The organism is Nocardioides terrae (assembly GCF_900112345.1).
Taxonomy (GTDB): Bacteria; Actinomycetota; Actinomycetes; order Propionibacteriales; family Nocardioidaceae; genus Nocardioides; species Nocardioides terrae.
Genome location: NZ_FOLB01000011.1, coordinates 18867 through 45355 on the forward strand (window position 1 = coordinate 18867; position 26489 = coordinate 45355).

A 26489-nucleotide genomic window follows, 5' to 3' on the forward strand; every position below is an offset into this window, starting at 1 on the left:
CGGCGGAGCAGGTCAGGACGCCGGGCTGCCGAGCGTGATCTTCGCGGAGTGCTCCGACCCGTCGCGCCGGAACGAGACGGCCACCGTGTCGCCCGCCTCGTGCCGCAGGCTGACCAGCACGAGCTGCTCGCTGCTCGTCGCTGCGCCGCCGTCGAGCTCGGTGACGAGGTCGCCCGCTGCCAGCCCGGCCTGAGCCGCCGGCCCGTCGGGCAGCACGGCGGTCACCGCGAGGCCGTCCGGGCGGCCGGTCTCGGCGTTCGCGACGGGGTGTGCCGCGAAGCCGATGACGGGGTGGTCGGCCCGTCCGCTCTTGACGAGCTGGTCGGCGATCCTCGTCGCGATCGTCGTCGGGATGGCGAACCCTAGCCCGACGCTGCCGCCGCCGGCCGTGCCCTCGGCGTTCGGGACGGTGGAGATCGCGGTGTTCACGCCCACCTGCCGCCCCGAGCAGTCGACGAGCGGGCCGCCGCTGTTGCCCGGGTTGATCGACGCGTCGGTCTGGATCGCGTCGAGCAGGTGGGCGACCCGCCCGGAGTCGGACGGCACCGGCACGTAGCGCCCGAGCGCGCTGACGATCCCCTTCGTCACGGTGTTCGAGAGGCCCAGCGGCGCCCCGAGCGCGATCACGGCCTGGCCGACCCTGACCGCGCCGGAGTCGCCGATGCCCAGGAGCGGTCGGCCGTCGGCCCGGTCGTCGGCGCGTACGACGGCCAGGTCGGTGGCGAAGTCCTCGCCGACGATCGTCGCGGCGGACGTCGTACCGTCGCTGTAGCGGACGCTGACCGACGCGCCACCGCCGACCGCCGCGGAGATCACGTGCTCGTTGGTGAGGATGTAGCCGCCCGAGCGGTAGACCGCGCCCGTGCCGTTGCTCCCGGCCCCGCCGGGGCTCGTGACCTCGACCGTGACCACGGAGGGCAGCACGTCGCTCGCCACCGAGGTGGCCGAGCAGGACGCCGGATCGTCGCGGACCGCGACCACGGTGAGCGCGCCGACGAACCCGCCGAGGAGGGCCGCCACGAGCAGGGCGACGAGCCACGGCCACGCGCCGAGCAGCGATCGGGCCTGCGTCACAGGTCCCATCGTGCTCCGTCGCAGCCGTTCGCGCATCCGCGCCCGAGGGGCGGTCGGCCGAGTCCTCTACCGTGGAGCCCGCCAACCACCGGGACGGAGCTCGATGAACGCGCAGGGACGCCAGGCCGTCAGGCTGACCGACGAGGAGGTCGAGCGCTTCCTCGCCGACCGGATGAAGGTCCAGGTCGCCACCGTCGGCCCCGACGGAGCGCCACACCTGACGACGCTGTTCTACGTCCTCGACGCGGGGCGGATCGCCTTCTGGACCTACGGCGCCTCGCAGAAGATCCTCAACCTGCGCCGCGACCCGCGGATCACCTGCCTGGTCGAGGACGGCGAGGACTACCTCGAGCTGCGCGGCGTCAGCATCCGCGGCCGCGCGACGCTCGTCGAGGAGTACGACGACGTGCGCGCGCTCGGCGTGAAGGTGGTCGACCGGATGGCCGGCGGCGTCGACACCGGCGAGCTCGGCGAGCAGATCGTGGCGAACCAGGCCCGCAAGCGGGTCGGCGTCATCGTCGAGCCGGAGCACGTGGCGAGCTGGGACCACCGCAAGATGGCCGGCCCACCACCAGGAACAGCGACGCGTTGATGCAACCTCAGCACCGCCCGGTCACGTTGTAGGGGTGTGAGCCACCAATCCGAGTTCGAGGTCTTCGTCCGCGGCCATCGCGGCGAGATGGTCGCCACGGCCGCCGCCCTGACGGCCGGTGACCGCCACCTCGCCGAGGACCTGACCCAGAGCGCTCTCGTGCGCCTCTACCTGGCCTGGGGCCGGGCGCGAGGACCGCACGCCCCGGCGTACGCCCGGCGGGTCCTCGTCAACTGCTTCCTCGACCACCGCCGCCGGGCCTGGGTCAGCCGCGAGCGCAGCATGCACAGCGTGCCCGACGCGCCCGCCGTGGAGCTCGCCGACGACCCGGAGCTGTTCGCCGCCCTGCGCGAGCTGCCGCCGCGCATGCGCGCCGCGGTCGTGCTGCGCCACGTCGAGGACCGCTCCGTCGAAGACGTCGCCGACGCACTCGGGTGCTCCGTCGGGACCGTGAAGAGCCAGACCGCGCGGGGGCTCGCCAAGCTCCGCGCACAGCTGAAGGACGCCGCACTCCAAGGAGGAAATCATGACTGATCTCGAGACCCGCCTGCGCGCACTGCGCGTGCCCGCATCCGCCCCAGGGGAGGACGTCGTCCTCGCCGACGTACGCCGGGCTCGCACCGCGGCCGGACGCCGCCGTGCCGTCCGGCTCGCGACCGGCGGGGCCGGCCTGCTGGCCGTCGGCGCGGTCGCGACGACCGTCGTGCTGAGCAACCAGCCGCAGGGGCCGACGCAAGCCGACATCGCCTCGACCGCTCCCTCCCAGTCGGGCCGGATCGACCTGGTCGACTACACCGGGGCCCAGCGGGAGGGCTTCCAGGTCGCCAAGGTGCCCGACGGCTACGTCCTGCAGGGCGCGACGCCGTTCTCGCTCGACGTGGCGCCCGCCGGCGACACGAGCAGCCTCGACAGCTTCGTGGGCAAGCTCGTCGTGATGCTGCAGTCGCAGGACGCGTCGTTCGACAAGACCGGCAAGGCGGTCACCGTGCACGGATCGGCCGGCTACCTGCGCACGCAGGACGCCGCGCGCATCCTCGAGTACAGCGACGGCACGCACGTGGTCGTCGTCCAGGCGTGGAACAACATCGGCCTCACCGACGACCAGCTCGTCGAGTTCGCCAACGGCGTCACGGTCACCAGCGCCGCCCAGGCGAGCGTCGGCTAACCCAGGGCGGGCAGCCGCGAGCGCAGCTCGGCATGCTCGTCGGGCACCGGCTCACGACCGGTCCCGACGAGCACAGCCGTCTCCGCGCTCCAGTCGCGAGGCAGTGCGTCGTCGCTCAGCGCCCGGACGGTGCGCACCGCCACGTCGAGGGCGGAGTCCACCCGTGGCAGCGGGAGGCGCCCAGCAACTCGTGCTCGGTGAAGCCGCCGGCCGCTCGGCAGAACGCCTCGACCGACTCAGCGAACGCGGTGCGCGCCTCGTCGAGGCCCAGGGTGAGAGCCACCCGGCCACCCTAGGGTCGGGGGCCTACCCTCGGTCACATGAGTTGGTTGCACGCCGTCGTCGACGTGCCGGCCGAGCAGCACCGCACGGCCGGGGAGTTCTGGGCGGCGGCGCTCGGCTGGCCGCTGGGCGAGCCGTGGCCGGGCCACCCCGAGCTGGCGAGCTTCGAGCCGCCCGAGGGTGGGCCCTACCTGCACCTGCAACAGGTCCAGGGGCCGCCGCGGGTGCACATCGACCTCGAGTCGCCGCATCCCGAGCAGACGATCGGCGCCGCGCGGGACCTGGGCGCGGACCTGGTCGCCGAGCACGATCGCTGGACGACGGTGAGGTCCCCGGGCGGCCTGCCGTTCTGCGTCGTCCGCGCCGACACCCACGAGACGCCGCCGCCGACGACCTGGCCCGACGGGCACCGCTCCCGGATGGTCCAGGTCTGCATCGACTCGCCCGTGGAGGCGCACGACCGCGAGGTGGCGTTCTGGCGCGACCTCCTCGGTGAGCGCTGGCACGAGACGGGCGGGGAGGAGTTCGCCGGCAAGTGGCACGACGGCGCCGGCTCCCCGCTGCAGCTGCTCTTCCAGCGCCTCGAGGAGCCGTCGGGGCCGGTCCGCGCGCACTTCGACCTCGGCGCGGACGACGTACCCGCCGAGGTGGCCCGTCTGCTGGACCTCGGCGCGACCGACGTCGGACCGGGCGACGGCTGGCACGTGCTGCGCGACCCGGCCGGCCAGCTCCTCTGCGTGACCGCCAACTCGCCGGAGTCGACCGAGCGCCGCAGGCTCAGCTGACCGTCACCTCAGGTGCCGGGTGAAGAACCGGCCCACCGCCTCGCCCTCGAACTGTGGGATGCCGGTGTGGCCGCCCATGTTGGCGTGCAGCGTCTTCTCCGGCGAGCCGAAGGCGTCGAACAGGTCCAGCGCCTGCTGGCGGTCGTTGCCCTCGTCGTCCCACTGCAGCATGACGTGCAGCGGGACGGTGACCCGCCGGGCCTCCTCGAACATCGCGGCCGGGACGTAGCTCCCGGCGAACAGGGCGGCCGCCGCGATGCGCGGGTCGAGCGCCGCCATCCGGATTCCGATCGCGAAGACCCCGCCCGACAGCCCGACCGGGCCGCCGAGCTCGGGCAGTGCGAGGAGCGCGTCGAGGGTGGCCTGCCACTCCGGGACGGCCCGGTCGACCAGCGGCAGGATGAGCCGTTCGACGATCTCGTCGTCGACCGGCTCGCCGGCCGCGACGGCCCGGCGCAGGTCGGCACGCGCCCGCTCCAGGTCGGGAAGCCGGGGCCGGTCCCCGCTGCCGGGCAGCTCGACGGCGGCCGAGGCGATGCCGAGCTCCGCCGAGCTCCGGGCACGCCCGACGAGCCGGGGATACATGCGCTGCAGCCCGCCCTGCTGGCCGAGGAGGATCAGCGGCGCGGGCTCGGCGGCGGCGGAGGGCGTCCACAGGATGCCGGGGACCTCGCCGAGGGTGAACTCACGCTCGAGGACGGCGTTGTCGAGGTGTCGCTCGGACGTGAACAACATGGTCACGCCTTGGTCACCACGCAGTCCGAGAGCACGGGCGATCCGTCGCGCTCACCGCCCGCGATGCTCGCCCGCACCACGATCGACTCCTCGCCGTCCCAGGCCTCGACCCTGATCGACTCGCCGGGGAAGACGATGCCGGAGAACCTGGCGGAGAAGCCGCCGACGCGGGACGGGTCGCGGTCGAGCAGCAGGTCGGTCACCTCGCGGAGCACGATCCCGTAGGAGCACAGCCCGTGCAGGATCGGCCGCGGGAAGCCGGCGCGCGCCGCGAAGGCCGGGTCGGCGTGCAGCGGGTTGCGGTCGCCGCACAGGCGGTAGAGCAGCGCCTGCTGCGGCGAGACGGCGTACGTCGTCTCCGCGTCCGCCGCGCGTTCGGGCACCACGACGGCGGTCGACGGGCCGCGGTCACCGCCCCAGCCGCCCTCGCCGCGCACGAAGATCGTCGAGGTGACCGTCCACAGGTCCTCGCCGTCGTCGGAGACGGCGGTCCCGGACTGGACGATGACGGCCGCCTTGCCCTTGTCCCAGATGTCGCTGACCTCGGTGCGCAGCGTGCCGGAGCCGGCGGTGGGGATCGGCCGGTGCACCTGCACGGACTGCGCCCCGTGCAGCACCTGGGTCAGGTCGATGTCGATGCCCGGGATGGCGAGGTTCGGCGGCATGGTGCGGTGGAACCCGGGGGCGACGACCCCGAAGGAGGGCAGCACCTGCAGGTGGTCGTCGTCGAAGGTCAGCCGCAGCGCGGCCGGGTCGACCGGGTCGTCGGCGCGCTGCCCGGCGCCGATCGCCAGGTGGTAGAGCAGCACGTCGGAGGACGTCCAAGAGAAGGGCAGGTCGGGCAGCGAAGCGCCGATCGCCTGGTCGGGGTCGATGGGCATCAGGTCACCTCCGGGGTGTCGGCCGGGATCGAGGAGCCGGTGGCTCGGTCGCAACGTAGCCCACGAGCATCGCCGGCCCTGTCCACGTTCTCGATCAGGTGGTGGACGTGACCGGGGTCACAGGCGAGGATCGGCCCATGCACAGCACCATGCAGGACGTTCCGCTGACCATCGGCTCCCTCCTCCTCCACGGCACGACCGTGCACGGCGACTCGGAGGTCGTCACCGCCACCCCGGACGGGTTGCGCTCGACGTCGTACGCCGAGGTCGGGCGCGAGGCCGCCAGGCTCGCCAGCGGCCTGCGGTCCCTGGGCGTCACGGGGGACCAGCGCGTCGCCACCTTCCAGTGGAACAACACCGAGCACCTGGTCGCCTACCTTGCGATCCCGTCGATGGGCGCGGTCCTGCACACGCTCAACATCCGGCTCTTCCCCGAGCAGCTGGTCTACGTCGCCAACCACGCCGAGGACCGCGTCGTCATCGTCGACGACTCGCTCGTCGGCCTGCTCGCCCCGCACCTGCCCGCGATGGAGACGGTCACGCACGTGCTTGTCGCGGGCCCCGACGCCGCGTCGGCCGACCTCGACTCGCTGCGCGCCTCCGGCAAGCAGGTCCAGCTGTACGCCGACCTGCTGGCCGCCCAGCCCGACGAGTTCGACTGGCCGCAGGTGGACGAGCGCGCCGCCGCGGCGATGTGCTACACCAGCGGCACGACCGGGAACCCGAAGGGCGTCATCTACAGCCACCGCTCGGCGTGGCTGCACTCGCAGATGATCTGCACCGGCAACGTCGCCGGACTGGACTGGCACGACCGGGTGCTGCCGATCGTGCCGATGTTCCACGCCAACGCGTGGGGCCTGGCCTACGCGGCGCTGATGAGCGGGGCCTCGCTGTGCATGCCCGACCGGTGGCTGCAGGCCGAGCCGCTGGTGCGGTTCATGCGGGAGAGCCGGCCCACGATCAGCGGCGCCGTGCCGACGATCTGGAACGACGTCCTGATGTACCTCGACGCCCATCCGGACCTCTCCGTCGACTCGATCCGCCGCATCCTCTGCGGCGGCTCCGCCGTCCCGGTGTCGCTGCAGAAGGCGCTCAAGGAGCGGCACGGGCTGGAGGTCCGGCAGGCCTGGGGGATGACCGAGACCTCGCCGGTGGCCAGCGCGGCCGGCGTACCGCTCGGGGTGTCGGGGGAGGAGGAGTGGCGCTACCGGGGCGGCCAGGGCCGGCTGGTGTGCGGCGTCGAGGCCAGGATCACCGCCGACGACGGCACCGTGCTGCCCAGCGACGGCGAGGCGGTCGGCGAGCTCGAGGTGCGCGGGCCGTGGGTCACCGGCGCCTACTACAGCTCCGACGACCCCGAGGTCACCGCGAAGTTCCACGAGGGCTGGCTGCGCACGGGCGACGTGGGGATGGTCGACCCTCTCGGCTACATCACCCTCACCGACCGCGCCAAGGACGTGATCAAGTCCGGCGGCGAGTGGATCTCCTCGGTCGAGCTCGAGAACGCCCTGATGGCGCACCCGGACGTGGTCGAGGCCGCCGTCGTCGGCATCCCCGACGAGAAGTGGCAGGAGCGCCCGCTCGCCTCGGTCGTGCTCAGGCCCGGGTCGACGGTCGGCGCCGCGGACCTGCGCGACTACCTCGGGGCGGAGTTCGCGAAGTGGCAGCTGCCCGACGCCTGGTGCTTCATCGAGCAGATCCCGCGCACGTCGGTGGGGAAGTTCGACAAGAAGGTCCTGCGCCGCGAGTACGCCGATGGGCGGCTCGAGGTGACCAGCCCGGAGTGATCCGGCCCGGACTACCTCGCCCGGGCCCCGAGCCGGTCGGTGATCCGCAGGTTGCCGTCCTCGTCGAGGACGCCGACGTCGCCGGTGTGCAGCCAGCCGTCCGCGTCGATCGCCTCGGCGGTGCCGACCGGGTCGTCGAAGTAGCCGCGCATCACGAAGTCACCGCGCAGCAGGAGCTCACCGGCGCCGTCGTCGCCGGGGGAGTCCACGCGGGCCTCCATCCCGGGCACCGGGCGGCCGCGGGTGGCCGCGACCGTCTCGGCGCTGTCGCCCTGGCGGCCCATCGTCGCGACGGCGGCCTCAGGCGTCGCGAGGGCGGTGACCACGGTCTTGATGCCGAGACCCTCGGGCTTGGGCGCACGCATCTGCTCGACGAGCTCGACCGGCACGACCGCCGCGCTGGTCACCGCCAGGCGCACGCTCGACAGGTCGCGCTGGGCGCGGCCGGGCGCGGCCAGGAGGGACTCGTAGATCGCCGGCGCTCCGGGCAGGACGGTGATCCGCTGCCGCTCGATCAGGTCCATCGCCGACTCGACGTCGAAGCTCGCGAAGGGGTGGAGGGTCGAGCCGCTGAGCAGGCCGGCGACGATGCCGGCCTTGTAGCCCAGGGCCGAGGAGAACGGGTTGACCGCGAGGTAGCGGTCGTGGCTGTTGAGGCCGCCCAGCTGCGACCACGTCCTGGCCACGCCGACGGTCTGCCGGTGCGCGCTCATGGCGCCCTTGGGGTGGCCGGTCGCCCCCGAGGTGAAGAGGACGTCGGCGATGTCGTCGGGGCCGACGGAACGGGCCACCTCGTCGGTGGACTCGTCGGCATCGACTCCGAGGTCGGCGAGGTCGGTGATGTCGACGACCCGGGTGCCCGGCAGGTCGGCGGCCTCGGTCAGCTCGTCGACCCGGCGCCGGTCGAGGTCGGCGTCGCCCACCACGACCAGGGTCGGGCCGGTTCGCTCGACGAGGTCGGCGGCCTCGCGGCCGGTGCATCCGGTGTCGACCGGCACCAGCGTCCCGCCCGCATAGCTGACGGCGAGCGCCGCGATCACCCAGTCGATGCTGTTGGGCGCCCACACGCACACCCGGTCGCCGGGCGCCATCCCACGGGCCGCGTAGCCGGCGGCGGTACTGCGCACCTCACGCAGGAGGCCGGCGAAGGTGAGGACGCGGCTCCCCTCGGCGTACGCCGGCTTGGACCCGAACCTCTCGGCTGCTGCGACCAGCGCCGCGGGGATGGTGTCGACCACACTCAACCTCCTTGTCCGGCCGACCAAACACGTGCTTGGCGGCTACCGTTCCCGTATCCGAGCGGGAGAGGAACAGTGATGACAGCACGGTACTCGCGGGCTGCCGTCGATCTGCGATCGGAGAAGACCGAGGCCATGGTGCGCCTCTCCTGCGCCACCATCGACCGGCGCCGCCCGGACGTGACGGATTTCGGCTAGGAGGTCAGGCCGCCGACCCGCGAGCGGATCTCGTCGATCGCGTCCCAGTCGTTGACGTGCATGCCGGCGACGACGCGCTCCCCGTCGGCCTCGCTGCGCAGCCACCAGGCACGGAAGTTCAGCCCGGGCACGTCGCCCTCGACGACGACGCGGTCGAACCCGTCCGGACCGGCGTTGCCGACGTACTCCATGCCGAGGTCGTACTGGTCGGTGAAGAAGTAGGGGAGCGCGTCGGCGACCTCCGCGCCGCCGGCCAGGTTGGCGCCGGCGACCTTGCCGTGCTTGATGGCGGTGTCCCAGTGCTCCACCCGCAACGGGTGGCCCAGCACGGGGTGGTCGGCGTTGGCGACGTCGCCGGCGGCGAAGACGTCGGGCGCCGACGCGCGCAGCGCGCTGTCGGTCCGGACGCCGTTGTCCACGGTCAGGCCGGCCGCCTCGGCGAGCTCTGTGGCCGGGACGGCGCCGACCCCGACGACGAGGTGGTCGACCTCGAATCGCCCTCCGTCGGCCAGCTCGACGACCGCGCCGGCGCCCGCCGACGTGATCCGCTCGACCCGCACGCCGGTGCGCAGGTCGACGCCGTGGCGCCGGTGCAGGTCGGCGAAGATCTCCGCGACCGTGCCGCCGAGCACGTTGAGGAGCGGCTGCTCGAGCGCCTCGAGGACCGTCACCGAGGCGCCCGCCTCACGCGCGGCGGCGGCGACCTCGAGACCGATCCAGCCGCCGCCGATGATGCCGATGCGCCGGTCGGGCCGCAGCTGCTCGCGCAGGGCGGTGGAGTCCTCGAACGTGCGCAGGTAGGTCACCGGTGCGCCGCTGTCGTCGGCCAGGGCGAGTCGTCGAGGCCGCGCGCCGGTGGCCAGCAGCAGGCTGCGGTAGCCGAGCTCGCCATCGCGGGTGAGGACGGTGCGGTTCGCCGGGTCGATCGCCTCGACGCGGGTCCCGGTGCGTACGTCGACGTCGTGCTCGTCGTACCAGGCGCGGTCGTGGACGAGGGAGCCGTCGGGAGCGTCCTTGCCCATCAGGTAGCCCTTGGAGAGCGGCGGGCGCTCGTAGGGCAGTCGCGGCTCGTCGGTGAGCGCGACCAGCGGCCCGGTGTAGCCCCGCTCGCGCAGCTCGGTGATGGCGGTGCCGGCGGCCAGGCCGCCGCCCACCACGACGATCGGAGCGGTGCTCATCGTCCCGACCTCCCGTCGCGGGCGAGGGCGAGGAACTCGGCGCGGGCCGCGGCGTCCTCGCGCAGCCGGCCGCGGAGCGTGGACGTCGTGGTCCGCGCACCCGTCGCCCGGGCGCCGCGCAGGCTCATGCAGCTGTGCTCGGCCTCGATGACCACGCCGACGCCGAGCGGTGCGAGCCGATCGTGCAGGTGGTCGGCGATCTGGGCGGTCAGCCGCTCCTGGGTCTGGGCGCGGCGGGCGAAGAAGTCGACGGTGCGGGCGAACTTCGACAGGCCGAGGATGCGCTCACCCGGCAGGTAGCCGACATGGGCGACACCGGTGAACGGAAGCAGGTGGTGCTCGCACAGCGAGCGCACCGGGATGTCGGAGACGAGCACGAGCTCGTCGTACGACGCGGCGTTGTCGAAGGTGGTGAGGTCGAACTCCGGGACGGTGAGGAGCTCGGCGTAGGCATGCACGAGGCGCCGCGGCGTCTCGAACATGTCCTCGCCGTCGATCGGCAGCCCGAGCGCCGCGAGCATGTCGGCGGCGGCACGCTCGGCGGCGACCAGGTCGACCGCGGCGGGCTCGTGGGTGATGCGCAGCCGCGAGTGGCTGGGCTCGACGCTCGGGTCGATGGTTGCGTGGGACACGGTCCCCTCCTCGCCATGAGTTCTAAATGCTAGTAGCGTGACCGTTAGAAACGTCGTCGTCAAGGGAGGTGCCATGTCCGAGGCCTACGCGGCGCTGGGCGCTCTCGCCGACCCGGTGCGCCGCCGCCTCTACGACTTCGTCGCCGGCCGGTCCGACGCCGTCAGTCGGGAGCAGGCCGCAGCCGGGTCCGACGTGCCCCTGCACTCGGCGCGCTTCCACCTGGACCGTCTCGTCGAGGCCGGCCTGCTCGACGTCGAGCACCGCCGGATGTCCGGTCGCAGCGGGCCCGGCGCCGGACGGCCGGCGAAGCTCTACCGGCGCTCAGCGGCCGAGGTGGAGGTGTCGCTGCCGCCCCGCCGCTACGACGTGGTGGGGTCGGTGCTCGCGGCCGCTGTGGAACGGTCGCTGGGAGGCGGCGACCTGCCGGCGGCCCTCACCCAGGAGGCGCACGCGGCCGGGCGCGCGGACGGCGCCGGCTGCCGCGTCGAGGGCGCGGAGACCGAGCGGTGCGCCGCCGTGCTCGCCGGCCGGGGGTTCGAGCCGAGCGCCGACGACGACGGGCTGGTGCTGCGCAACTGTCCCTTCGACGCACTCGCGCGCCAGCACACCGCGCTCGTGTGCGGGCTCAACCACGACTACGTCGACGGGGTGCTCGAGGGCCTCGATGCCCGCTCCCTGCACGCGCGGCTGGACCCCGCCGACGACCGGTGCTGCGTGCGGCTCGACGCCCGCTGACCGCTCCCGGCAGATGGCGGCAGGATGGAGCCCATGGCGCTGCCCACCCCCACGCTGTCCACCGGCCGTCTGCGGCTGCGTCCCGTCACCGAGGCGGATGCCGACGACCTCTTCGCGCTCCACAGCGACGCCCACGTGCTGCGCTACTGGGACTCGCCGCCGTGGACCGATCGGGCCCGTGCCGAGCGGTTCCTGGCGGTCTCCCGGCAGATCGCCGAGGACGGCACCGGGTCCCGCGTGGTCATCGAGCGAGCGTCCGACGGCGCCTTCGTCGGCTGGATCACCGTCTGGGGGTGGAACCCGGACCACCGCAGCGCGTCGCTCGGCTACTGCCTCGCCGAGGCGGCCTGGGGGCAGGGCTACGCCACCGAGGCGGCGCGTGCCGTGCTGCAGTGGGCTTTCGACACCCTCGACCTCAACCGGGTCCAGGCCGAGACCGACACCCGCAACCTGGCCTCCGCCCGCGTCCTGGAGAAGCTCGGCTTCGTTCGGGAAGGGACGCTGCGGGAGAACTGCATCGTCAACGGCGACGTGTCGGACTCGTGGGTCTTCGGGCTGCTCGCGCGCGACTGGCGCCCCGAGTGACCCGGTGCTGACAGGTCGCTCACCCCTCGGAGAGCCCCATCTCCTCGCCCCGGCCCGCCTCCGCGGCCAGTCCGTCGCCCTCGGCCCGGGCGTCGAGCTCCTCGTCGACGTCGGCGATCTCCTGCCGCTCGGTGTCGGGGTCGTGCTCGGGCGTCGAGCGCTTCTCGTCGCTGGTCTCACTCACGGCGTCTCCTCGGTCGGCGGTGGCTGCAACTGGTGGGCCGCACGCCAGGCTGGTACCCCGTCGTTCCGAATGTCCGTCATGGGGCACCGTGCGGGATGGGCCGCTACGTCGTCACCGCAGAGCCGCCGTCGCGTGCCGCCGGACTGATGTACGGCATCGGGTTGGGCGGCTTCGTGGACGGGATCGTGCTGCACCAGCTGCTGCAGTGGCACCACATGCTGAGCGACGTGGCGAAGTACCCGCCCGACACCGTCGCCGGCCTCGAGGTCAACACGATCGCCGACGGCTACTTCCACGTGGTGAGCTGGATGTTCGTGCTCGGCGCCTCGATCGTGACCCTCGCCCAGTGGCGGCAGGGTCGGCTCCCGCCGAGCTGGAGCTTCCACTTCGGTGGCGTCCTGGCCGGGTGGGGGCTGTTCAACGTGGTCGAGGGACTGGTCGACCACCAGATCCTCGGCATCCACCACGTGCGCGACGACCTGGGCGGTCCGCTGTCCTGGGACCTCGGCTTCCTGGCGTTCGGGGCGCTGCTCGCCGTCGTGGGCTGGTTGCTGCAGCGCGGGGGCGGGAGCGCGATCCGACAGTCCTAGGCTGCTGGCCGAGGAGCCGAGCGGTCGGCTCTCACGGTCGGCTGTCACATTCCGTGCGCCACGGCCGTCGACCGGTCGAAGCATCACGATCCCGACCAAGGAGAGCAGCCATGTCCTACACCGTCGACTTCAAGAACGTCTCCGCCACCGGCCTGGAGTCCTCGCCGCACGTCGAGGCGCTCGCCGGCCTGCGCGCCAACGAGGCCAGGTACTTCAAGAACAAGTACGACCACGACTTCACCGTCCTCCCCGCGGCGGAGGCCGCCGAGGTCGTGGACTGGGTGCACGCCATCCTGCTGAAGGAGCGCGACCTCGTGATCGGCTCCCGGCCGCTCGAGGCGACGGCCCTCGAGGTCGACGGCATCCGCTGGGCCTACGTCTTCTACGAGTCGGGCCTGTCGATCAACGTGCTCTACACGCTGGAGGACGGCGGCCAGCGGGCCGTCGGCTTCAAGCTGTCCGACGGGATGGACGTCCCCGAGGAGCTCGCGACGGCCGGCTTCAAGTTCGCCCGCCAGAAGTCCAAGCTCGCCGGCACGATCCGCGGCAGCTACTTCGTGATCAAGGGCGAGTACGACGTCGTGGCGACCACGGCCGCCTGATCGTGTCCTGAGCCGGAGCTCAGTGCCGGCTGGCCACCGCGACCCGGCCGTTCTGCAGCGACGTGCGCGACCTGATGTCGAGACCGAGCCGGCCGGCGACCGCGAGGAGGTCCTCGTCGGAGTTGACGCCGAAGCCGGCGTCGACGAGCAGCCTCGCCATCCTCGCCGGCGTGAGGAGCGTGTGCCAGGGCTCGCCGGCGGTGACGGGCTCCTGGCGCCCGAGCCTCGCCAGGAGGCCGACCAGCCGGCGTCCGAGGCGGGCGCGAAGTGACGGCGTCTGGTAGTTGACGACCAGCGTGCTTCCGCGCGCCGATCGCGCCGCGAGGGCTTGCAGCGTGCGCACGACCTCCTCGCGGGAGAGGTAGGGCACGACGCCCTCCCACAGCCACGCGGTGGGCACCTCGACGTCGTGGCCGGCCGCGTCGAGCGCCTCGCCCAGGTCGTCGACCTCGAGGTCGACGGCGGCGAAGCGCAGCGTGCGGGCCACCGAGAGCCGGGCGCCGACCCGGTCCCGCTTGTCGCGCTGCGACGCGGGGTGGTCGACCTCGGTCACGTCGACGTCGGCGAGCTCGCCGAGCCGCCAGGCGCGGGTGTCGAGGCCAGCGCCGAGGATGACCAGCTGCTGGTGCGGATGGGTGCGGATGGCGTCGTCGATGGCGACGGTCCGGGCCGCGACGATCTCGGCGCAGGCCCGCACCGCCTCGTACGCCGTCCGCGCCGGCCAGCCCGTCGGCGGCGTCTCGGCGCGCACCTGCTCCACGACCTCTCGCTCGTCCTCGTGGAGCAGGTCCTCGGCGACCGGGTCGGCGAACCGCCCCGGCGCCAGGCGCCCGTGGGCCGCCGCCCGGCCCTGGCAGACGAGGACGGCGGTGCGGCTGGCGGCGCGTTCGTGCGGGGGCACGGCGTCAGTGAAGCACCAACGCGGGTCGCTCCGCCGATCTCGGGGCTGGCGCAGTCCGCCCGCGGGCGTGAGAATGACGGCTCCGGCCGCCTCGGAGCCGGCGAGCGGAAGGCACGTGACATGGCGCGACTGCGGATCTGGACCACCGGCCTGGCGGCGGGAGCCCTCGCCTGCGCGGCGATCACGGCCGGGGCCACCGCGCCGGCCGGCGCGACGAAGCCCGGCAGCGGGTCCGCCACGGGCACGGCGCGGATCTTCATGGTCAACCCGGTCCAGTCCAGCGGCGACCAGTCCCTGGCCGACGCCAAGGACTCCGCGACCTCCGTCCCGCAGAGCCAGTACGTCGACGTACCGCTCACGCACCTGGACGGCTCCGGCTACCTGCGCGGCGACTACGCCGTCGTCGAGTCGAGCACGGGCACGCCCGCCTTCTCCACGACCAACACGTTCCTCTACGACCGCCACGACGACCAGTTCGAGCAGACGATGGCCTACTTCTGGGTGACCCAGGCGCAGACCTACCTGCACCAGCTGGGCTTCGGCGAGTCGCTCCCGGGCGTCGTCGACCAGCCGTTCCCCGTCAAGATCGACCAGTACGGCGGCGACAACTCCTACCAGACCGACAAGCCCTACCGGATCCGGCTCGGCAAGGGCGGCGTGGACGACGCCGAGGACGCCGAGGTGATCGTGCACGAGTACGGCCACGCCGTTCAGGCCAGCCAGATCCCCGGCTTCGGAGGGAAGGGGAACCTCGACGCCGGCTCCATCGGCGAGGCGTTCGGCGACTACCTCGGCGTGAGCGTGGGCCTCGACACCGCCGGGCAGTACGGCTGGCCGGTGCGGACCGACCCGGCGTGCGTCGCCGACTGGGACTCGACCTCCTACACCGACGCGCCGCACTGCCTGCGCACGCTGCACGAGGACCTCACCGTCGCCGACCGCATCGGCGAGGTCCACTTCGACGGCCAGATCTGGAGCCAGGCGCTCTGGGAGGCCCGGCTCGGCTACCAGTCGCTCGGCCTGACCGCCCGGGACTGGGACACCACGCTGATCGACTCGCAGTTCGGCTACGCCCCGGACACGTCCTTCTCCGCCGCGGCCGCGACGACCTACGCGACGGCGCTGAGGCGGAACGGCCAGGCCGCCGCCGACGTGGTCCGGGCCGCGTTCGCGGCGCGCGGCATCACGTTCTGATCCGGGGCCGATCCGGGGCCGATCCCCGGGCCGATCCCTGGGGCCGGCGACGCGCCGGAAAATCCCGCGACGGCCACCGATAGGCTCGGGGACGTGAGCAAGGCATGGGAGCTGTACGCCGACGACCCGACGATCATCGCTGCGCGGGTCGACGGGACGTTGAAGGACCTGTCCTACGAGGTCGCCGAGGGTGAGCAGGTCGAAGGCGTCGCCATCGACAGCCCCGACGGGCGCAACATCCTGCGGCACTCCACCGCCCACGTGCTGGCGCAGGCCGTCCAGCAGCTGTTCCCGGAGGCCAAGCTCGGGATCGGCCCGCCGATCCAGGACGGCTTCTACTACGACTTCGACGTGCCGACGCCGTTCGTGCCGGAGGACCTGGTCAAGATCGAGTCCTTGATGAAGAAGATCATCAAGGCCAACCAGAAGTTCTCACGTCGCGTCACCACCGACGCCGACGCCCTGGAGGAGCTCGCCGACGAGCCCTACAAGGTCGAGCTGATCGGCCTCAAGGGCAACGCCGCCGACGCCGCCGAGGGTGCCGGCGCGGAGGTCGGGGCCGGCGAGCTGACGATCTACGACAACCTCGACCGCAACGGCGAGGTCGCCTGGAAGGACCTCTGCCGCGGCCCGCACCTGCCGACCACCCGGCGCATCCCGGCCTTCAAGCTGATGAGGAGCGCGGCGGCGTACTGGCGGGGGAACGAGAAGAACAAGCAGCTCCAGCGCATCTACGGCACCGCCTGGGAGTCGCAGGAGGCGCTCGAGGCGCACCTGCACCGCATCGAGGAGGCCGAGCGGCGCGACCACCGCAAGCTCGGCCGAGAGCTCGACCTGTTCTCGTTCCCCGACGAGATCGGGTCGGGCCTGGCGGTCTTCCACCCCAAGGGCGGCGTGATCAAGCGGGAGATGGAGGACTACGTCCGCCGTCGCCACATCGAGGAGGGCTTCGACTACGTCGGCACCCCGCACATCACCAAGGACGGCCTCTTCTACACCTCGGGGCACCTTCCCTACTACGCGGACACGATGTTCCCGCCCATGGAGTTCGAGGGCTCGAACTACCTGATCAAGCCGATGAACTGCCCGATGCACAACCTGATCTACCGTTCGCGCGGCCGGTCCTACCGCGAGCTGCCGCTGCGGCTCTTCGAGTTCGGGTCGGTCTACCGCTACGAGAAGTCTGGCGTCGTGCACGGGCTCACCCGCGTGCGCGGCCTGACCCAGGACGACAGCCACTCCTACGTCACCCCCGAGCAGGCGCCGGCCGAGGTGCAGCACCTGCTCGACTTCGTCCTCGGGCTCCTGCGTGACTTCGGGATCGAGGACTTCTACCTGGAGCTGTCTACCCGCGACGACTCCAAGCCCGACAAGTTCGTCGGCTCCGACGAGGACTGGGCGATCGCGACGAAGGTCCTCGAGGACGTCGCCGTCGCGTCGGGGCTCGAGCTGGTCCCCGACCCGGGCGGCGCGGCGTTCTACGGCCCGAAGATCTCGGTCCAGGCCAAGGACGCGATCGGCCGCACCTGGCAGATGTCGACGATCCAGTACGACTTCAACCAGCCCAAGGGCTTCGGCCTGGAGTACGTCGCCGCCGACGGCTCCCGTCAGCAGCCGGTGATGATCCACTCGGCCAAGTTCGGCTCCCTCGAGCGGTTCTTCGGCGTGCTCGTGGAGCACTACGCCGGCGCGTTCCCTCCGTGGCTCGCCCCCGTGCAGGTCCAGGGGATCCCGGTCGCCGAGGCCTTCACCGACTACCTCTACGACATCGCCGGCCAGCTGAAGAAGGCCGGGATCCGCGTCGAGGTCGACGAGTCCGACGACCGGATGCAGAAGAAGATCCGCAACGCGCAGCTGCAGAAGGTGCCGTTCATGCTGATCGCCGGTGCCGAGGACGTCGCCAACGGCGCGGTGAGCTTCCGTTACCGCGACGGGCACCAGGAGAACGGCGTCCCGGTCGCCGACGCGATCGCCCGGATCGTCGCAGCGGTGGAGTCGCACGAGCAGGTCTGAGAATTAAATGCGACGCCATGTCGCGCTAACCCTTGTATGTGCGACGGGTGTCGCACTAACGTCGTGGTCGTCCCCGCGTTCCACGACGAGAGGTGAGCGACATGACGGCGGTGCGATCCCAACCTGAGACCGGGCACCACGACGGCGAGCACGTCCCCCAGGGCAAGCAGCAGTACTACGACGCGCTGCGCACCCTGTCCCAGGCCTCCGTGGACCAGCACTTCGAGGCGTTCCGCGACATCGCGTGGGACGACCCGCAGCTGCAGCCCCGCGACGACGACGAGCGCTTCGTCCTCACCGACGCCGACGAGATCGGCCGGCACCCCTGGTACAAGTCGCTCCCCAGGGAGCGGCAGATCCAGGTCGGCGCCTACCGCTACGCCCAGGTGGCGAAGGTCGGCGGGCAGTTCGAGCAGATCCTCATCGCCGGGGTGATGCACCACCTCATCGGTATGGAGAACGGCAACCCCGAGTTCCGTTACGCCATGCACGAGGTGACCGAGGAGACCCACCACATCCAGATGTTCCAGGAGGCGGTCAACCGCCTCGGCGAGGACGTCGCCGGCGCCCCGCGCTGGTTCGTACGCTTCGCGCCGCTCATCACCTCGATCGGCGGCTGGTTCCCCGAGCTCTTCTTCGTCGGCATCCTCGCCGGGGAGGAGCCGATCGACCACCTGCAGAAGAGCATCATGCGAGCCGGCGGCAGCCACCCCCTCATCGACCGGATCATGCAGATCCACATCGCCGAGGAGGCCCGCCACATCGGCTTCGCCCACCAGTACCTCGAGCACCACTGGCCGGACATGGGCCCGGTCAAGCGGCGGGTCATGAACGTGATGTTCCCGATCGCGATGCGCGTGCTCTGCGACGTCATCATGGTCCCGAGCAAGGCCGACCAGCGGGCCATGGGCATCCCGTCCGAGGTCGTCAAGGAGATCTGGTGGGACGCCGCCGACTCCAAGAAGCTGCTGCGCGACCTCTTCGGCGACGTCCGGATGCTCGCCGACAACCTGCGCATCCGGAAGGGCCCGGCCCGCCTGGTCTGGAAGGCGCTCGGCATCGACGGCGAGTCCTCGCGCTTCCGCAGCGCGCCGAGCAGCGCTCGCGGCTGAGGGACGTCCTTGCCGCACGTCATCATCCAGTCCTGCTGCTCCGACGGCTCCTGCGTCGTCGCCTGCCCGGTCAACTGCATCCACCCCGCGCCGGGCGAGCCGGGCTTCGCCGAGGCCGAGATGCTGTACGTCGACGCCGCCACCTGCGTCGACTGCGGTGCCTGTACGACCGCGTGCCCGGCCGACGCGATCGTCCCGCACACCACGCTGACCCCGGCCCAGCAGCCGTTCCTGGACCTCAACGCCGAGTACTTCGCGACGTTCCCGCACGCCGACCGCGCCCCGCTCGCGCTCATCCCCGAGCAGCGCCGACTGACGCGTGGGGGACCGTTCCGGGTGGCGATCGTGGGCGCCGGCCCGGCGGGCATGTACGCCGCGGACGAGCTGCTCACCCACCCCGAGATCACGGTCGACGTCTACGACCGGCTGCCGACGCCGTACGGCCTGGTGCGCTTCGGGGTGGCGCCGGACCACCCGCACACCAAGGAGGTGCACGGCCTCTTCCAGGAGATCGAGCGGCAGCCCGGCTTCCGCTACTTCCTCGGCGTGGACGTCGGCAAGGACATCTCCCACGCCGAGCTGGCGGCTCATTACTCCGCGGTCATCTACACGGTCGGCGCCGCGGCCGACAAGCCGCTCGGGGTGCCCGGCGACCAGCTGCCCGGGTCGCTGTCGGCCACCGACCTCGTGGCCTGGTACAACGGCCACCCCGACAAGCAGGACCTCGCCGTGCCGCTCGGCACCACGCGCGCGGTCGTCGTGGGCAACGGCAACGTCGCCCTCGACGTCGCCCGCATCCTCGCCGAGGACCCGGAGCTCCTCGCCGGCACCGACATCGCGACCCTCCCGCTCGAGCAGCTGCGGCGCAGCAGCATCCGGGAGGTCGTGGTGCTCGGCCGCCGCGGCCCGGCGCAGGCCGCCTTCACCGTGCCGGAGCTCGTCGGGCTCGCGGGACACCACGGCATCAACGTGGTCGTCGACAGCGGTGGCCTGCCGATCGACGGCGACGACACGAAGTCGCGGCTGCTGCGCGAGCTGGCCGCACGCGAGGTCGACGCGGCCCGGCGCACGATCGTGCTGCGCTTCCTCGCCTCCCCGCTGCGCCTGGTCGGCGAGGACCGCGTCACCGGGGCGGAGATCGCGCGCAACCGGCTGGAGGTCGACGCGTCCGGCACCGCGCGGGCGGTGCCGACGGGGGAGACCGAGGTCGTCGAGGCCGGCCTCGTGCTGCGTGCCGTGGGCTACCACGGGCTGCCCGTCGCCGACCTGCCGTACGACGCCCGCCTCGGTGTCGTCCCCAACGACGAGGGCCGGGTGCAGCCGGGCGTCTACGTCTCCGGCTGGGTCAAGCGCGGCCCGAACGGCTTCATCGGCACCAACAAGACCGACTCCCAGGAGACTGTCGGCCGGCTGCTCGACGACCTCGACGCCGGGGTGTGCCCCGAGCCGGCCGGCGACGCGACCACGGTCGCGGCGCTGGTCCGCCGGCGGCAGCCCGCGGTCGTCGACCTCGCGGGCTGGCAGGCCATCGACCGGGAGGAGCGGCGTCGCGGTGCCGAGCACGGACGGCCTAGGCTGAAGATCGTGGACGTCGACGAGATGCTGCGGATCGCGCACGAGCAGGTGGGACGACCGGTCTACTCGCCCACGCGGGTGGTCCGTCGAGCAAGGTCGCTCAAGGCGCGCCCGTGACCACGACGCCGGCTGCCCGGGATGGGCGGCAGGCCCGCTGGGACCAGCACAAGGAGGAGCGCCGGCGGCAGATCATCGACGCGGCGATCGCCGTCGTCGAGGAGAGCGGGCCGGACGCCGAGGTGCGCGTCCAGCAGATCGCCGAGCGCGCTGGTCTGAGCCGCACCGTCGTCTACCGGCACTTCGAGGACCGGGCCGACCTGGACCGCGCGGTGCAGGCCACCATCCTGGACGCCTTCTGGGCGCAGCTGCTGCCTGAGATCACCCTCGACGGCACCGTGCCCCAGATCATCGAGCGCGGCGTCGGCACCTACGTGCGCTGGGCCGTCGCGCACCCGGCGCTGCACCGGCTGGCCGACCACGACGTGACCTCCGGCGGTCGCACCGACCACAGCGGCGGCCCGCTCGAGCAGGGCCTGGAGCGGGTGGCCGGACAGATCGCCGGCATCGTCCAGCTCGGTGTCGTGGCCCTCGGCGGGACGCTCAGCGAGGAGGGGCGCGCCTCGATCGACCCGCTGGCCTACGGCATGGTCGGCGCAGCCTTCTCCTCGGTGCGCCGCTGGCTGGTCCACCCCGACCCCACGTTGACCCCTGACGCCGTCATCACCCTGGTCAGCCAGACCCTGTGGTTCGCGGTCGACGGCCACGCTCGGCGCTTCGGGGTGCGGATCGACCCGGACCGCCCGGTGCAGGACATCGCCGGCGAGGTCCTGGCCGGGCTTGTCGAGGGTGGCGGCCGGTGAGCGACGTACCGCCGCTGCGGCAGGACGGCATCGGTGAGCCGGACGCGCTCCAGCGGCTCTGGACGCCCTACCGGATGGCCTACCTCCGCGGTGAGAGCAAGCCGGCCGACGGCTCCGAGGACGAGTGCCCCTTCTGCCGGATCCCGCGGCTCGACGACGCCGACGGACTCGTCGTCCACCGCGGCGAGCTCGCCTACGTCGTGCTCAACCTCTACCCCTACGCGTCGGGCCACCTCATGGTGTGCCCGTTCCGGCACGTCGCGGAGTACGTCGAGACCACCGACGAGGAGGCGGCCGAGATGGCGGCCCTCACGAAGACGGCGGTCCGGGTGATCCGGGCGGTCTCCGGTGCGCCCGGCTTCAACATCGGGATGAACCAGGGCGCGGCCGGCGGCGCCGGGATCGCCGCCCACCTGCACCAGCACGTCGTCCCGCGCTGGGTCGGCGACCAGAACTTCATGCCGATCATCGGCCGGACCAAGACCCTCCCCGAGCTGCTCGGCGACACCCGCGAGCTGCTCGCCAAGAAGTGGCCGTCGTGACGACCGCACCCGAGGCGCTGGCCGACGATGCGCGGCTGGCCGCGGACCTCGTCCGCGAGGCGGGCCGGCTGGCGCTGCGGATGCGGGCCGACGGCGTCGAGACCCGGACGAAGTCGTCGATCTCCGACGTCGTGACCGAGGCCGACCTCGCCGCGGAGGCGCTCGTCCTCGAGCGGCTGGTCCGGGAGCGGCCCGACGACGCGGTGCTCGGCGAGGAGGGGTCGTCCCGGGACGGCGCCAGCGGCCGGACCTGGGTGATCGACCCGGTCGACGGCACCTACAACTTCGCGCACGGGCTGACCTGGTGGTGCTCGGCGATCGCCCTGACCGACGGCGACGCCTTGCTGCTCGGCGCCGTCTACCACCCCCACGACGACGTCCTCCTCGTCGGCGGCCCGGGTCTGCCGACGACCCGCAACGGCGAGCCGCTGGCCCGGCTCGAGGACCGGCCGCTGGGGGAGTCGTGCCTCACGACCTACCTGCACCCGCCGTTCTACGGCGACGCCGTCGGCGACGCGTTCGGGCGGGTGGCGTCGCGGGTGGCGACGCTGCGGATGCTCGGGTCCGGCTCGATGGACCTCACCGCCATCGCCCAGGGGCAGCTGGAGGTCTCCTGCCAGCACTCGGTGCCGCCGTGGGACCGGCTGCCCGGCGCCGCGCTCGTGCTCGGGGTCGGCGGCTCCCACCGGCGTACGTCGGCTGCGGGCGTGGAGTGGTCGGTGACCGGTGTGCCGAGCGCCGTCGACGCGGTCTGCGCCGCCCTGGCTGCCGACTGAGCACTGGCCGAGGAGGTCGCGCAGCGACCGTCGGGAGACCACCCGACCCCCGACCGATAGCCTGACGCCACCATGTTGGACAGATTCAAGGCGTTCTGGCAGGGCGTCATCCTCGCGCCGATCGTCAACCTCTTCATCCGGCTCGGGGTCAGCCCCGACGCGGTGACCCTCGTCGGCACCGTCGGCGTCTCCGTCGGCGCCCTGGCGTTCTTCCCGCGCGGACACCTCCTGGCCGGCGTCATCTTCATCACCTGCTTCGTCTTCAGCGACCTCGTCGACGGTGCGATGGCGCGCAAGACGGGCCGCAGCTCCTCCTTCGGCGCCTTCCTTGACTCGACGCTGGACCGGATCGGCGACGGCGCGATCTTCGGCGGCCTGGCGCTCTACTTCGCCGGCCCCGGCGACAGCCGGCTCTACCTCTGGCTGTCGCTGATCTGCCTCGTGATGGGGTCGGTGACGTCCTACGCCCGTGCCCGTGCCGAGGGCCTCGGCTACACCGCGCAGGTGGGCATCGCCGAGCGCTCGGACCGACTCGTCGCCATCCTCGTGATGACCGGTCTGGGTGCCATCTTCGACGTCCCGGAGCTCATGTTCGTCACGCTCTGGGCGCTCGCCGCGGCGAGCACGGTCACGGTCGGCCAGCGCATCTGGACGGTGCGGCAGCAGGCCCTGGCGGCCGAGTAGGGACCTGGCGGCAAAGGGAACTAGCATCCGCCCTATGGAGCTTCAGGACACCGCAGCAGCCCCCTCGACCGGCACCACCCGCGTGAAGCGCGGCATGGCCGAGATGCTCAAGGGCGGCGTGATCATGGACGTCGTCACGGCCGACCAGGCCAAGATCGCCGAGGACGCGGGCGCCGTGGCCGTGATGGCGCTGGAGCGCGTGCCCGCCGACATCCGCGCCCAGGGCGGCGTCTCCCGGATGAGCGATCCGGACATGATCGACGGGATCATCGAGGCGGTCTCGATCCCGGTCATGGCGAAGGCCCGGATCGGCCACTTCGCCGAGGCGCAGGTCCTGCAGGCGCTGGGCGTCGACTACATCGACGAGTCCGAGGTGCTGACCCCGGCCGACTACGCCAACCACATCGACAAGTGGGCGTTCACCGTCCCCTTCGTCTGCGGTGCCACGAACCTCGGTGAGGCCCTGCGCCGCATCACCGAGGGCGCGGCGATGATCCGCTCCAAGGGCGAGGCCGGCACGGGCGACGTGTCCAACGCGGTGACCCACATGCGCACGATCCGTCGCGAGATCCGCCGGCTCGGCTCCCTGTCGGAGGACGAGCTGTACGTCGCCGCGAAGGAGCTGCAGGCGCCGTACGAGCTGGTCCGCGAGGTGGCCGCCAACGGCAAGCTGCCCGTCGTGCTCTTCACCGCCGGCGGCATCGCCACCCCCGCCGACGCCGCGATGATGATGCAGCTCGGTGCCGAGGGCGTCTTCGTCGGCTCCGGCATCTTCAAGTCCGGCAACCCGGCCCAGCGCGCTGAGGCGATCGTCAAGGCGACCACGTTCTTCGACGACCCCGACGTCGTGGCGAAGGTGTCGCGCGGCCTCGGCGAGGCGATGGTCGGCATCAACGTCGACGAGATCCCCCAGCCGCACCGGCTCGCCGAGCGCGGTTGGTGAGACGACCCGCGTGCGGATCGGAGTCCTCGCCCTCCAAGGCGACGTGCGCGAGCACCTGGCCGCGTTGACCGCTCTCGGCGCGGAGGCGGTCGCCGTACGCCGGCCGGAGGAGCTCGACGCTGTCGACGGCCTCGTGCTGCCCGGCGGTGAGTCGACGACGATGGTCAAGCTCGCGCGGCTCTTCGACCTGCTCGAGCCGCTGCGGGCGCGGGTCAAGGACGGCATGCCGGCCTTCGGGACCTGCGCGGGGATGATCCTGCTCGCCGAGCGCGTCGTCGACGGCGCCGTGGGGCAGGAGACGATCGGCGGCCTGGACATCACCGTGCGGCGCAACGCGTTCGGCCGCCAGGTCGACTCCTTCGAGGAGGACCTCGCCGTGGACGGCCTCGACGACACCGTGCACGCCGTCTTCATCCGCGCGCCGTGGGTGGAGGAGACCGGCCGGGGCGTCGACGTGCTCGCAAGCGCGGCGGGCCACCCGGTCGCCGTACGCCAGGGCCACCTGCTCGCGACGAGCTTCCATCCCGAGGTCGGCGGGGACGGCCGACTGCACCGACTGTTCCTGGACCTGATCGGCTGAGCCGACGACGCTAGGATCGACGAGTTCGACCGACGTAGAAGAGGGTATGCATGTCTGGCCACTCCAAATGGGCGACCACCAAGCACAAGAAGGCTGCGATCGACGCCAAGCGCGGCAAGCTGTTCGCCAAGCTGATCAAGGGCATCGAGATCGCGGCGAAGATGGGTGGGCCTGACCCTGCTGGCAACCCGACGCTCTACGACGCCATCCAGAAGGCGAAGAAGCAGTCGGTCCCCAACGACAACATCGACCGCGCGGTCAAGCGCGGCGGTGGTCTCGACGGCGGCGGCGTCGCCTACGACACGATCATGTACGAGGTCTACGGGCCGCAGGGCGTCGCGCTCCTCGTGGAGTGCCTCACCGACAACAAGAACCGCGCCGCCATGGAGGTCCGCACCGCCGTGACCCGCAACGGCGGCACGATGGCCGACCCGGGCTCGGTCTCGCGGCTGTTCAACCGCAAGGGCGTCGTCGTGGTGCCGAAGTCCCAGGAACGGCCCGACGGCAGCACCGAGGTCGACGAGGACGCCGTCCTCGAGGCCACCCTCGACGCCGGCGCCGAGGACGTCACCGACCTGGGCGACTCCTTCCAGGTCCAGTCCGAGCCGACCGACGTCGTCGCGGTCCGCACCGCGCTCCAGGACGCCGGCATCGACTACGACTCCGCCGAGGTCGAGTTCGTCGCCTCGATGGACATCCCGGTCGCCGACGCCACGGCCGCGGCCAAGGTGATGAAGCTCGTCGACGCGATCGACGACCTCGACGACGTGCAGAACGTCTTCAGCAACGCCGACATCTCCGACGACGTGCTCGAGGAGATCGACGCCTGAGCCGGTCCGCGTCCTCGATGAACCGGCAGAGGCGTGTCGCTCCGGCCCGATCCGGGGAACCGCGGGGTAGCCTGCGAACATGTGTTCGACGCAGGAGCCGGCCTGATGCGCGTCCTCGGGATCGATCCCGGCCTGACCCGCTGCGGCATGGGCGTGGTCGAGGGTGAGGTCGGCCGGCCGCTGACCCTCAAGGACGTCGGCGTCATCCGTACGACGAGCACGCTGGCCGTCCCTGACCGGTTGGTGACGATCGAGAAGGGCATCGACGCCTGGATCGATGAGCACCGTCCGGACGCGGTCGCCGTCGAGCGGATCTTCGCGCGCTCCGATGTCAGCACGATCATGGGGACCGCGCAGGCCAGCGGACTGGCGATGGTCTGTGCCGCCCGGCGCGGCATCCCCGTCGCGCTGCACACCCCGTCGGAGGTGAAGGCGGCGGTGTCGGGCAACGGCCGTGCCGACAAGGCGCAGGTCGGGGCGATGGTCACCCGGATCCTGCGGCTCGACGCGATGCCGAAGCCCGCCGACGCCGCCGACGCACTGGCGCTGGCCATCACGCACATCTGGCGGGGCGGTGCCCAGGCCAGGATCGAGGCAGCACAAGCCGCCGCGCTGGCCGCGGCCGGGAGGAACCGATGATCGCCCACGTCCGCGGCACGGTCGCCGCGCTGACCCTGTCGAGCGCCGTCGTCGAGGTCGGCGGGGTCGGCCTCGAGCTGTTCTGCACCCCCTCGACCCTCGCGGCGCTGCGCACGGGCATGGAGGCGACGCTCCCCACTGCGCTGATCGTCCGCGAGGACTCGCTCACCCTGTTCGGGTTCGCGAGCGAGGAGGAGAAGTCGATCTTCGAGATCGTGCAGACGGTGCAGGGCGTGGGGCCCAAGCTGGCCCAGGCCATCGTCGCGGTCCTCGAGCCCGACACGCTGCGGGCGGCCGTCGCCAACGACGACGCCAAGACGCTCACCAGGGTGCCCGGCGTCGGGCTCAAGGGCGCCCAGCGGATGATCCTCGAGCTGAAGGACCGCCTCGGCGCGCCCGTCGGCACGGCCCGCGCCACCGGCGCACCGGTCATGTCGGCCTCGTGGCGCGACCAGGTCCAGGAGGCGCTGCAGGGTCTGGGCTACAACGCCAAGGACGCCGAGCGTGCCGTGGCCGGCGTACCCGACCCCGACGGGACCCCGAACGTCAGCGCGTTGCTGCGTGCCGCGCTCCAGGGTCTGAGCAAGGCTTAAGGC

General features: G+C 72.3%; 31 protein-coding genes. 22 read left to right on the forward strand and 9 right to left on the reverse strand.

Annotated features, from left to right (window positions below):
• Positions 1–12 precede the first annotated feature (12 nt).
• The gene (locus tag BM236_RS14360; RefSeq protein ID WP_217645352.1) at positions 13–1074 is read right to left on the reverse strand and encodes a S1C family serine protease; all 1062 of its coding nucleotides are present in this window, start codon (positions 1072–1074) and stop codon (positions 13–15) included.
• A gap of 103 nt (positions 1075–1177) precedes the next feature.
• Between BM236_RS14360 and BM236_RS14365 the strand changes: the two genes are divergently transcribed.
• The 3 genes from BM236_RS14365 to BM236_RS14375 are packed head-to-tail and all read left to right on the forward strand — an operon-like array spanning position 1178 to position 2831.
• Complete coding sequence (locus tag BM236_RS14365) at positions 1178–1666, forward strand: pyridoxamine 5'-phosphate oxidase family protein (RefSeq protein WP_091125090.1); 489 nt, start codon at positions 1178–1180, stop codon at positions 1664–1666.
• 36 nt (positions 1667–1702) lie between these two features.
• On the forward strand, positions 1703–2200 hold the full coding sequence (locus BM236_RS14370; RefSeq protein ID WP_091125092.1) for a SigE family RNA polymerase sigma factor: 498 nt from the start codon (positions 1703–1705) through the stop codon (positions 2198–2200).
• Positions 2193–2831 (forward strand): hypothetical protein, encoded by a 639-nt coding sequence (locus BM236_RS14375; protein ID WP_091125093.1) that lies wholly within the window; start codon positions 2193–2195, stop codon positions 2829–2831. Before BM236_RS14370 ends, BM236_RS14375 begins: the two co-directional genes overlap by 8 nt.
• Here the strand turns inward: BM236_RS14375 and BM236_RS19055 are convergent.
• Positions 2828–2992 carry a hypothetical protein gene (locus BM236_RS19055; RefSeq protein ID WP_175507697.1) on the reverse strand — a complete coding sequence of 55 codons (165 nt, stop codon included), beginning with the start codon at positions 2990–2992 and terminating at the stop codon, positions 2828–2830. The genes BM236_RS14375 and BM236_RS19055 overlap by 4 nt on opposite strands.
• A gap of 159 nt (positions 2993–3151) precedes the next feature.
• On the opposite strand from BM236_RS19055, the gene BM236_RS14380 reads away from it, so the two are divergent.
• A complete protein-coding gene (locus BM236_RS14380) occupies positions 3152–3898 on the forward strand; it encodes a VOC family protein (protein ID WP_139230119.1) in 747 nt (248 codons plus the stop codon).
• Between the two features lie 3 nt (positions 3899–3901).
• Here the strand turns inward: BM236_RS14380 and BM236_RS14385 are convergent, their stop codons facing one another.
• Together BM236_RS14385 and BM236_RS14390 are read right to left on the reverse strand one after the other, a co-directional pair.
• Positions 3902–4633 carry a dienelactone hydrolase family protein gene (locus tag BM236_RS14385; protein ID WP_091125382.1) on the reverse strand — a complete coding sequence of 244 codons (732 nt, stop codon included), beginning with the start codon at positions 4631–4633 and terminating at the stop codon, positions 3902–3904.
• Between the two features lie 2 nt (positions 4634–4635).
• Complete coding sequence (locus BM236_RS14390; protein WP_091125098.1) at positions 4636–5514, reverse strand: MaoC/PaaZ C-terminal domain-containing protein; 879 nt, start codon at positions 5512–5514, stop codon at positions 4636–4638.
• Positions 5515–5651: 137 nt separating this feature from the next.
• Here BM236_RS14390 and BM236_RS14395 point away from each other — a divergent pair, with 137 nt between their 5' ends.
• Positions 5652–7301, forward strand: coding sequence for a fatty acid--CoA ligase (locus tag BM236_RS14395; RefSeq protein ID WP_091125101.1), 1650 nt, complete (start codon positions 5652–5654; stop codon positions 7299–7301).
• A gap of 11 nt (positions 7302–7312) precedes the next feature.
• On the opposite strand, the gene BM236_RS14400 is transcribed toward BM236_RS14395, so the two are convergent.
• The 3 genes from BM236_RS14400 to folE form a co-directional block, all read right to left on the reverse strand.
• Positions 7313–8539, reverse strand: a complete 1227-nt coding sequence (locus tag BM236_RS14400) for an AMP-binding protein (protein WP_091125103.1) — start codon at positions 8537–8539, stop codon at positions 7313–7315.
• A 194-nt stretch (positions 8540–8733) separates the two neighbouring features.
• Positions 8734–9915, reverse strand: a complete 1182-nt coding sequence (locus tag BM236_RS14405) for an NAD(P)/FAD-dependent oxidoreductase (protein WP_091125106.1) — start codon at positions 9913–9915, stop codon at positions 8734–8736.
• Positions 9912–10547, reverse strand: a complete 636-nt coding sequence (gene folE / locus BM236_RS14410) for a GTP cyclohydrolase I (RefSeq protein WP_245750343.1) — start codon at positions 10545–10547, stop codon at positions 9912–9914. The genes BM236_RS14405 and folE overlap by 4 nt, the downstream gene beginning before the upstream one ends.
• Before the next feature lie 73 nt (positions 10548–10620).
• On the opposite strand from folE, the gene BM236_RS14415 reads away from it, so the two are divergent.
• On the forward strand, positions 10621–11283 hold the full coding sequence (locus BM236_RS14415; RefSeq protein WP_091125111.1) for a helix-turn-helix transcriptional regulator: 663 nt from the start codon (positions 10621–10623) through the stop codon (positions 11281–11283).
• Positions 11284–11316: 33 nt separating this feature from the next.
• Positions 11317–11868, forward strand: a complete 552-nt coding sequence (locus tag BM236_RS14420; RefSeq protein ID WP_091125112.1) for a GNAT family N-acetyltransferase — start codon at positions 11317–11319, stop codon at positions 11866–11868.
• A gap of 19 nt (positions 11869–11887) precedes the next feature.
• Here the strand turns inward: BM236_RS14420 and BM236_RS19060 are convergent, their stop codons facing one another.
• Positions 11888–12052 (reverse strand): hypothetical protein, encoded by a 165-nt coding sequence (locus BM236_RS19060; protein ID WP_175507698.1) that lies wholly within the window; start codon positions 12050–12052, stop codon positions 11888–11890.
• Between the two features lie 95 nt (positions 12053–12147).
• On the opposite strand from BM236_RS19060, the gene BM236_RS14425 reads away from it, so the two are divergent.
• Both BM236_RS14425 and BM236_RS14430 read left to right on the forward strand, forming a co-directional pair.
• Positions 12148–12642, forward strand: coding sequence for a DUF2243 domain-containing protein (locus BM236_RS14425; RefSeq protein ID WP_091125115.1), 495 nt, complete (start codon positions 12148–12150; stop codon positions 12640–12642).
• 110 nt (positions 12643–12752) lie between these two features.
• Entirely contained in the window at positions 12753–13244 is a 492-nt protein-coding gene (locus BM236_RS14430; protein WP_091125116.1) for a phage tail protein, read from the forward strand.
• 19 nt (positions 13245–13263) lie between these two features.
• Here BM236_RS14430 and BM236_RS14435 read toward each other — a convergent pair whose 3' ends face one another.
• A complete protein-coding gene (locus tag BM236_RS14435) occupies positions 13264–14145 on the reverse strand; it encodes a class I SAM-dependent methyltransferase (protein ID WP_091125118.1) in 882 nt (293 codons plus the stop codon).
• Between the two features lie 120 nt (positions 14146–14265).
• Here BM236_RS14435 and BM236_RS14440 point away from each other — a divergent pair, with 120 nt between their 5' ends.
• From BM236_RS14440 to ruvA, 13 genes are all read left to right on the forward strand, one after another.
• A complete protein-coding gene (locus tag BM236_RS14440) occupies positions 14266–15339 on the forward strand; it encodes a M36 family metallopeptidase (protein ID WP_091125385.1) in 1074 nt (357 codons plus the stop codon).
• Between the two features lie 93 nt (positions 15340–15432).
• Complete coding sequence (gene thrS / locus BM236_RS14445; RefSeq protein ID WP_245750344.1) at positions 15433–17352, forward strand: threonine--tRNA ligase; 1920 nt, start codon at positions 15433–15435, stop codon at positions 17350–17352.
• Positions 17353–17453: 101 nt separating this feature from the next.
• Positions 17454–18464 (forward strand): AurF N-oxygenase family protein, encoded by a 1011-nt coding sequence (locus BM236_RS14450; RefSeq protein ID WP_091125386.1) that lies wholly within the window; start codon positions 17454–17456, stop codon positions 18462–18464.
• 9 nt (positions 18465–18473) lie between these two features.
• Positions 18474–20156 (forward strand): FAD-dependent oxidoreductase, encoded by a 1683-nt coding sequence (locus BM236_RS14455; RefSeq protein ID WP_091125124.1) that lies wholly within the window; start codon positions 18474–18476, stop codon positions 20154–20156.
• Entirely contained in the window at positions 20153–20899 is a 747-nt protein-coding gene (locus BM236_RS14460; protein WP_091125126.1) for a TetR/AcrR family transcriptional regulator, read from the forward strand. Before BM236_RS14455 ends, BM236_RS14460 begins: the two co-directional genes overlap by 4 nt.
• Complete coding sequence (locus tag BM236_RS14465; RefSeq protein ID WP_245750345.1) at positions 20896–21441, forward strand: HIT family protein; 546 nt, start codon at positions 20896–20898, stop codon at positions 21439–21441. The genes BM236_RS14460 and BM236_RS14465 overlap by 4 nt, the downstream gene beginning before the upstream one ends.
• Positions 21438–22217: an inositol monophosphatase family protein gene (locus BM236_RS14470; RefSeq protein WP_245750346.1), complete on the forward strand. Its 780-nt coding sequence runs from the start codon at positions 21438–21440 to the stop codon at positions 22215–22217. The genes BM236_RS14465 and BM236_RS14470 overlap by 4 nt, the downstream gene beginning before the upstream one ends.
• Before the next feature lie 72 nt (positions 22218–22289).
• Positions 22290–22901: a phosphatidylinositol phosphate synthase gene (gene pgsA / locus BM236_RS14475; RefSeq protein WP_091125129.1), complete on the forward strand. Its 612-nt coding sequence runs from the start codon at positions 22290–22292 to the stop codon at positions 22899–22901.
• A gap of 34 nt (positions 22902–22935) precedes the next feature.
• Complete coding sequence (pdxS, locus tag BM236_RS14480) at positions 22936–23844, forward strand: pyridoxal 5'-phosphate synthase lyase subunit PdxS (protein ID WP_091125131.1); 909 nt, start codon at positions 22936–22938, stop codon at positions 23842–23844.
• Positions 23845–23854: 10 nt separating this feature from the next.
• On the forward strand, positions 23855–24424 hold the full coding sequence (pdxT, locus tag BM236_RS14485) for a pyridoxal 5'-phosphate synthase glutaminase subunit PdxT (RefSeq protein WP_091125134.1): 570 nt from the start codon (positions 23855–23857) through the stop codon (positions 24422–24424).
• Positions 24425–24474: 50 nt separating this feature from the next.
• Positions 24475–25254 (forward strand): YebC/PmpR family DNA-binding transcriptional regulator, encoded by a 780-nt coding sequence (locus tag BM236_RS14490; RefSeq protein WP_091125135.1) that lies wholly within the window; start codon positions 24475–24477, stop codon positions 25252–25254.
• Between the two features lie 105 nt (positions 25255–25359).
• A complete protein-coding gene (ruvC, locus tag BM236_RS14495) occupies positions 25360–25893 on the forward strand; it encodes a crossover junction endodeoxyribonuclease RuvC (RefSeq protein WP_091125393.1) in 534 nt (177 codons plus the stop codon).
• Entirely contained in the window at positions 25890–26486 is a 597-nt protein-coding gene (gene ruvA / locus BM236_RS14500; RefSeq protein ID WP_091125138.1) for a Holliday junction branch migration protein RuvA, read from the forward strand. The genes ruvC and ruvA overlap by 4 nt, the downstream gene beginning before the upstream one ends.
• Positions 26487–26489: the final 3 nt, after the last annotated feature.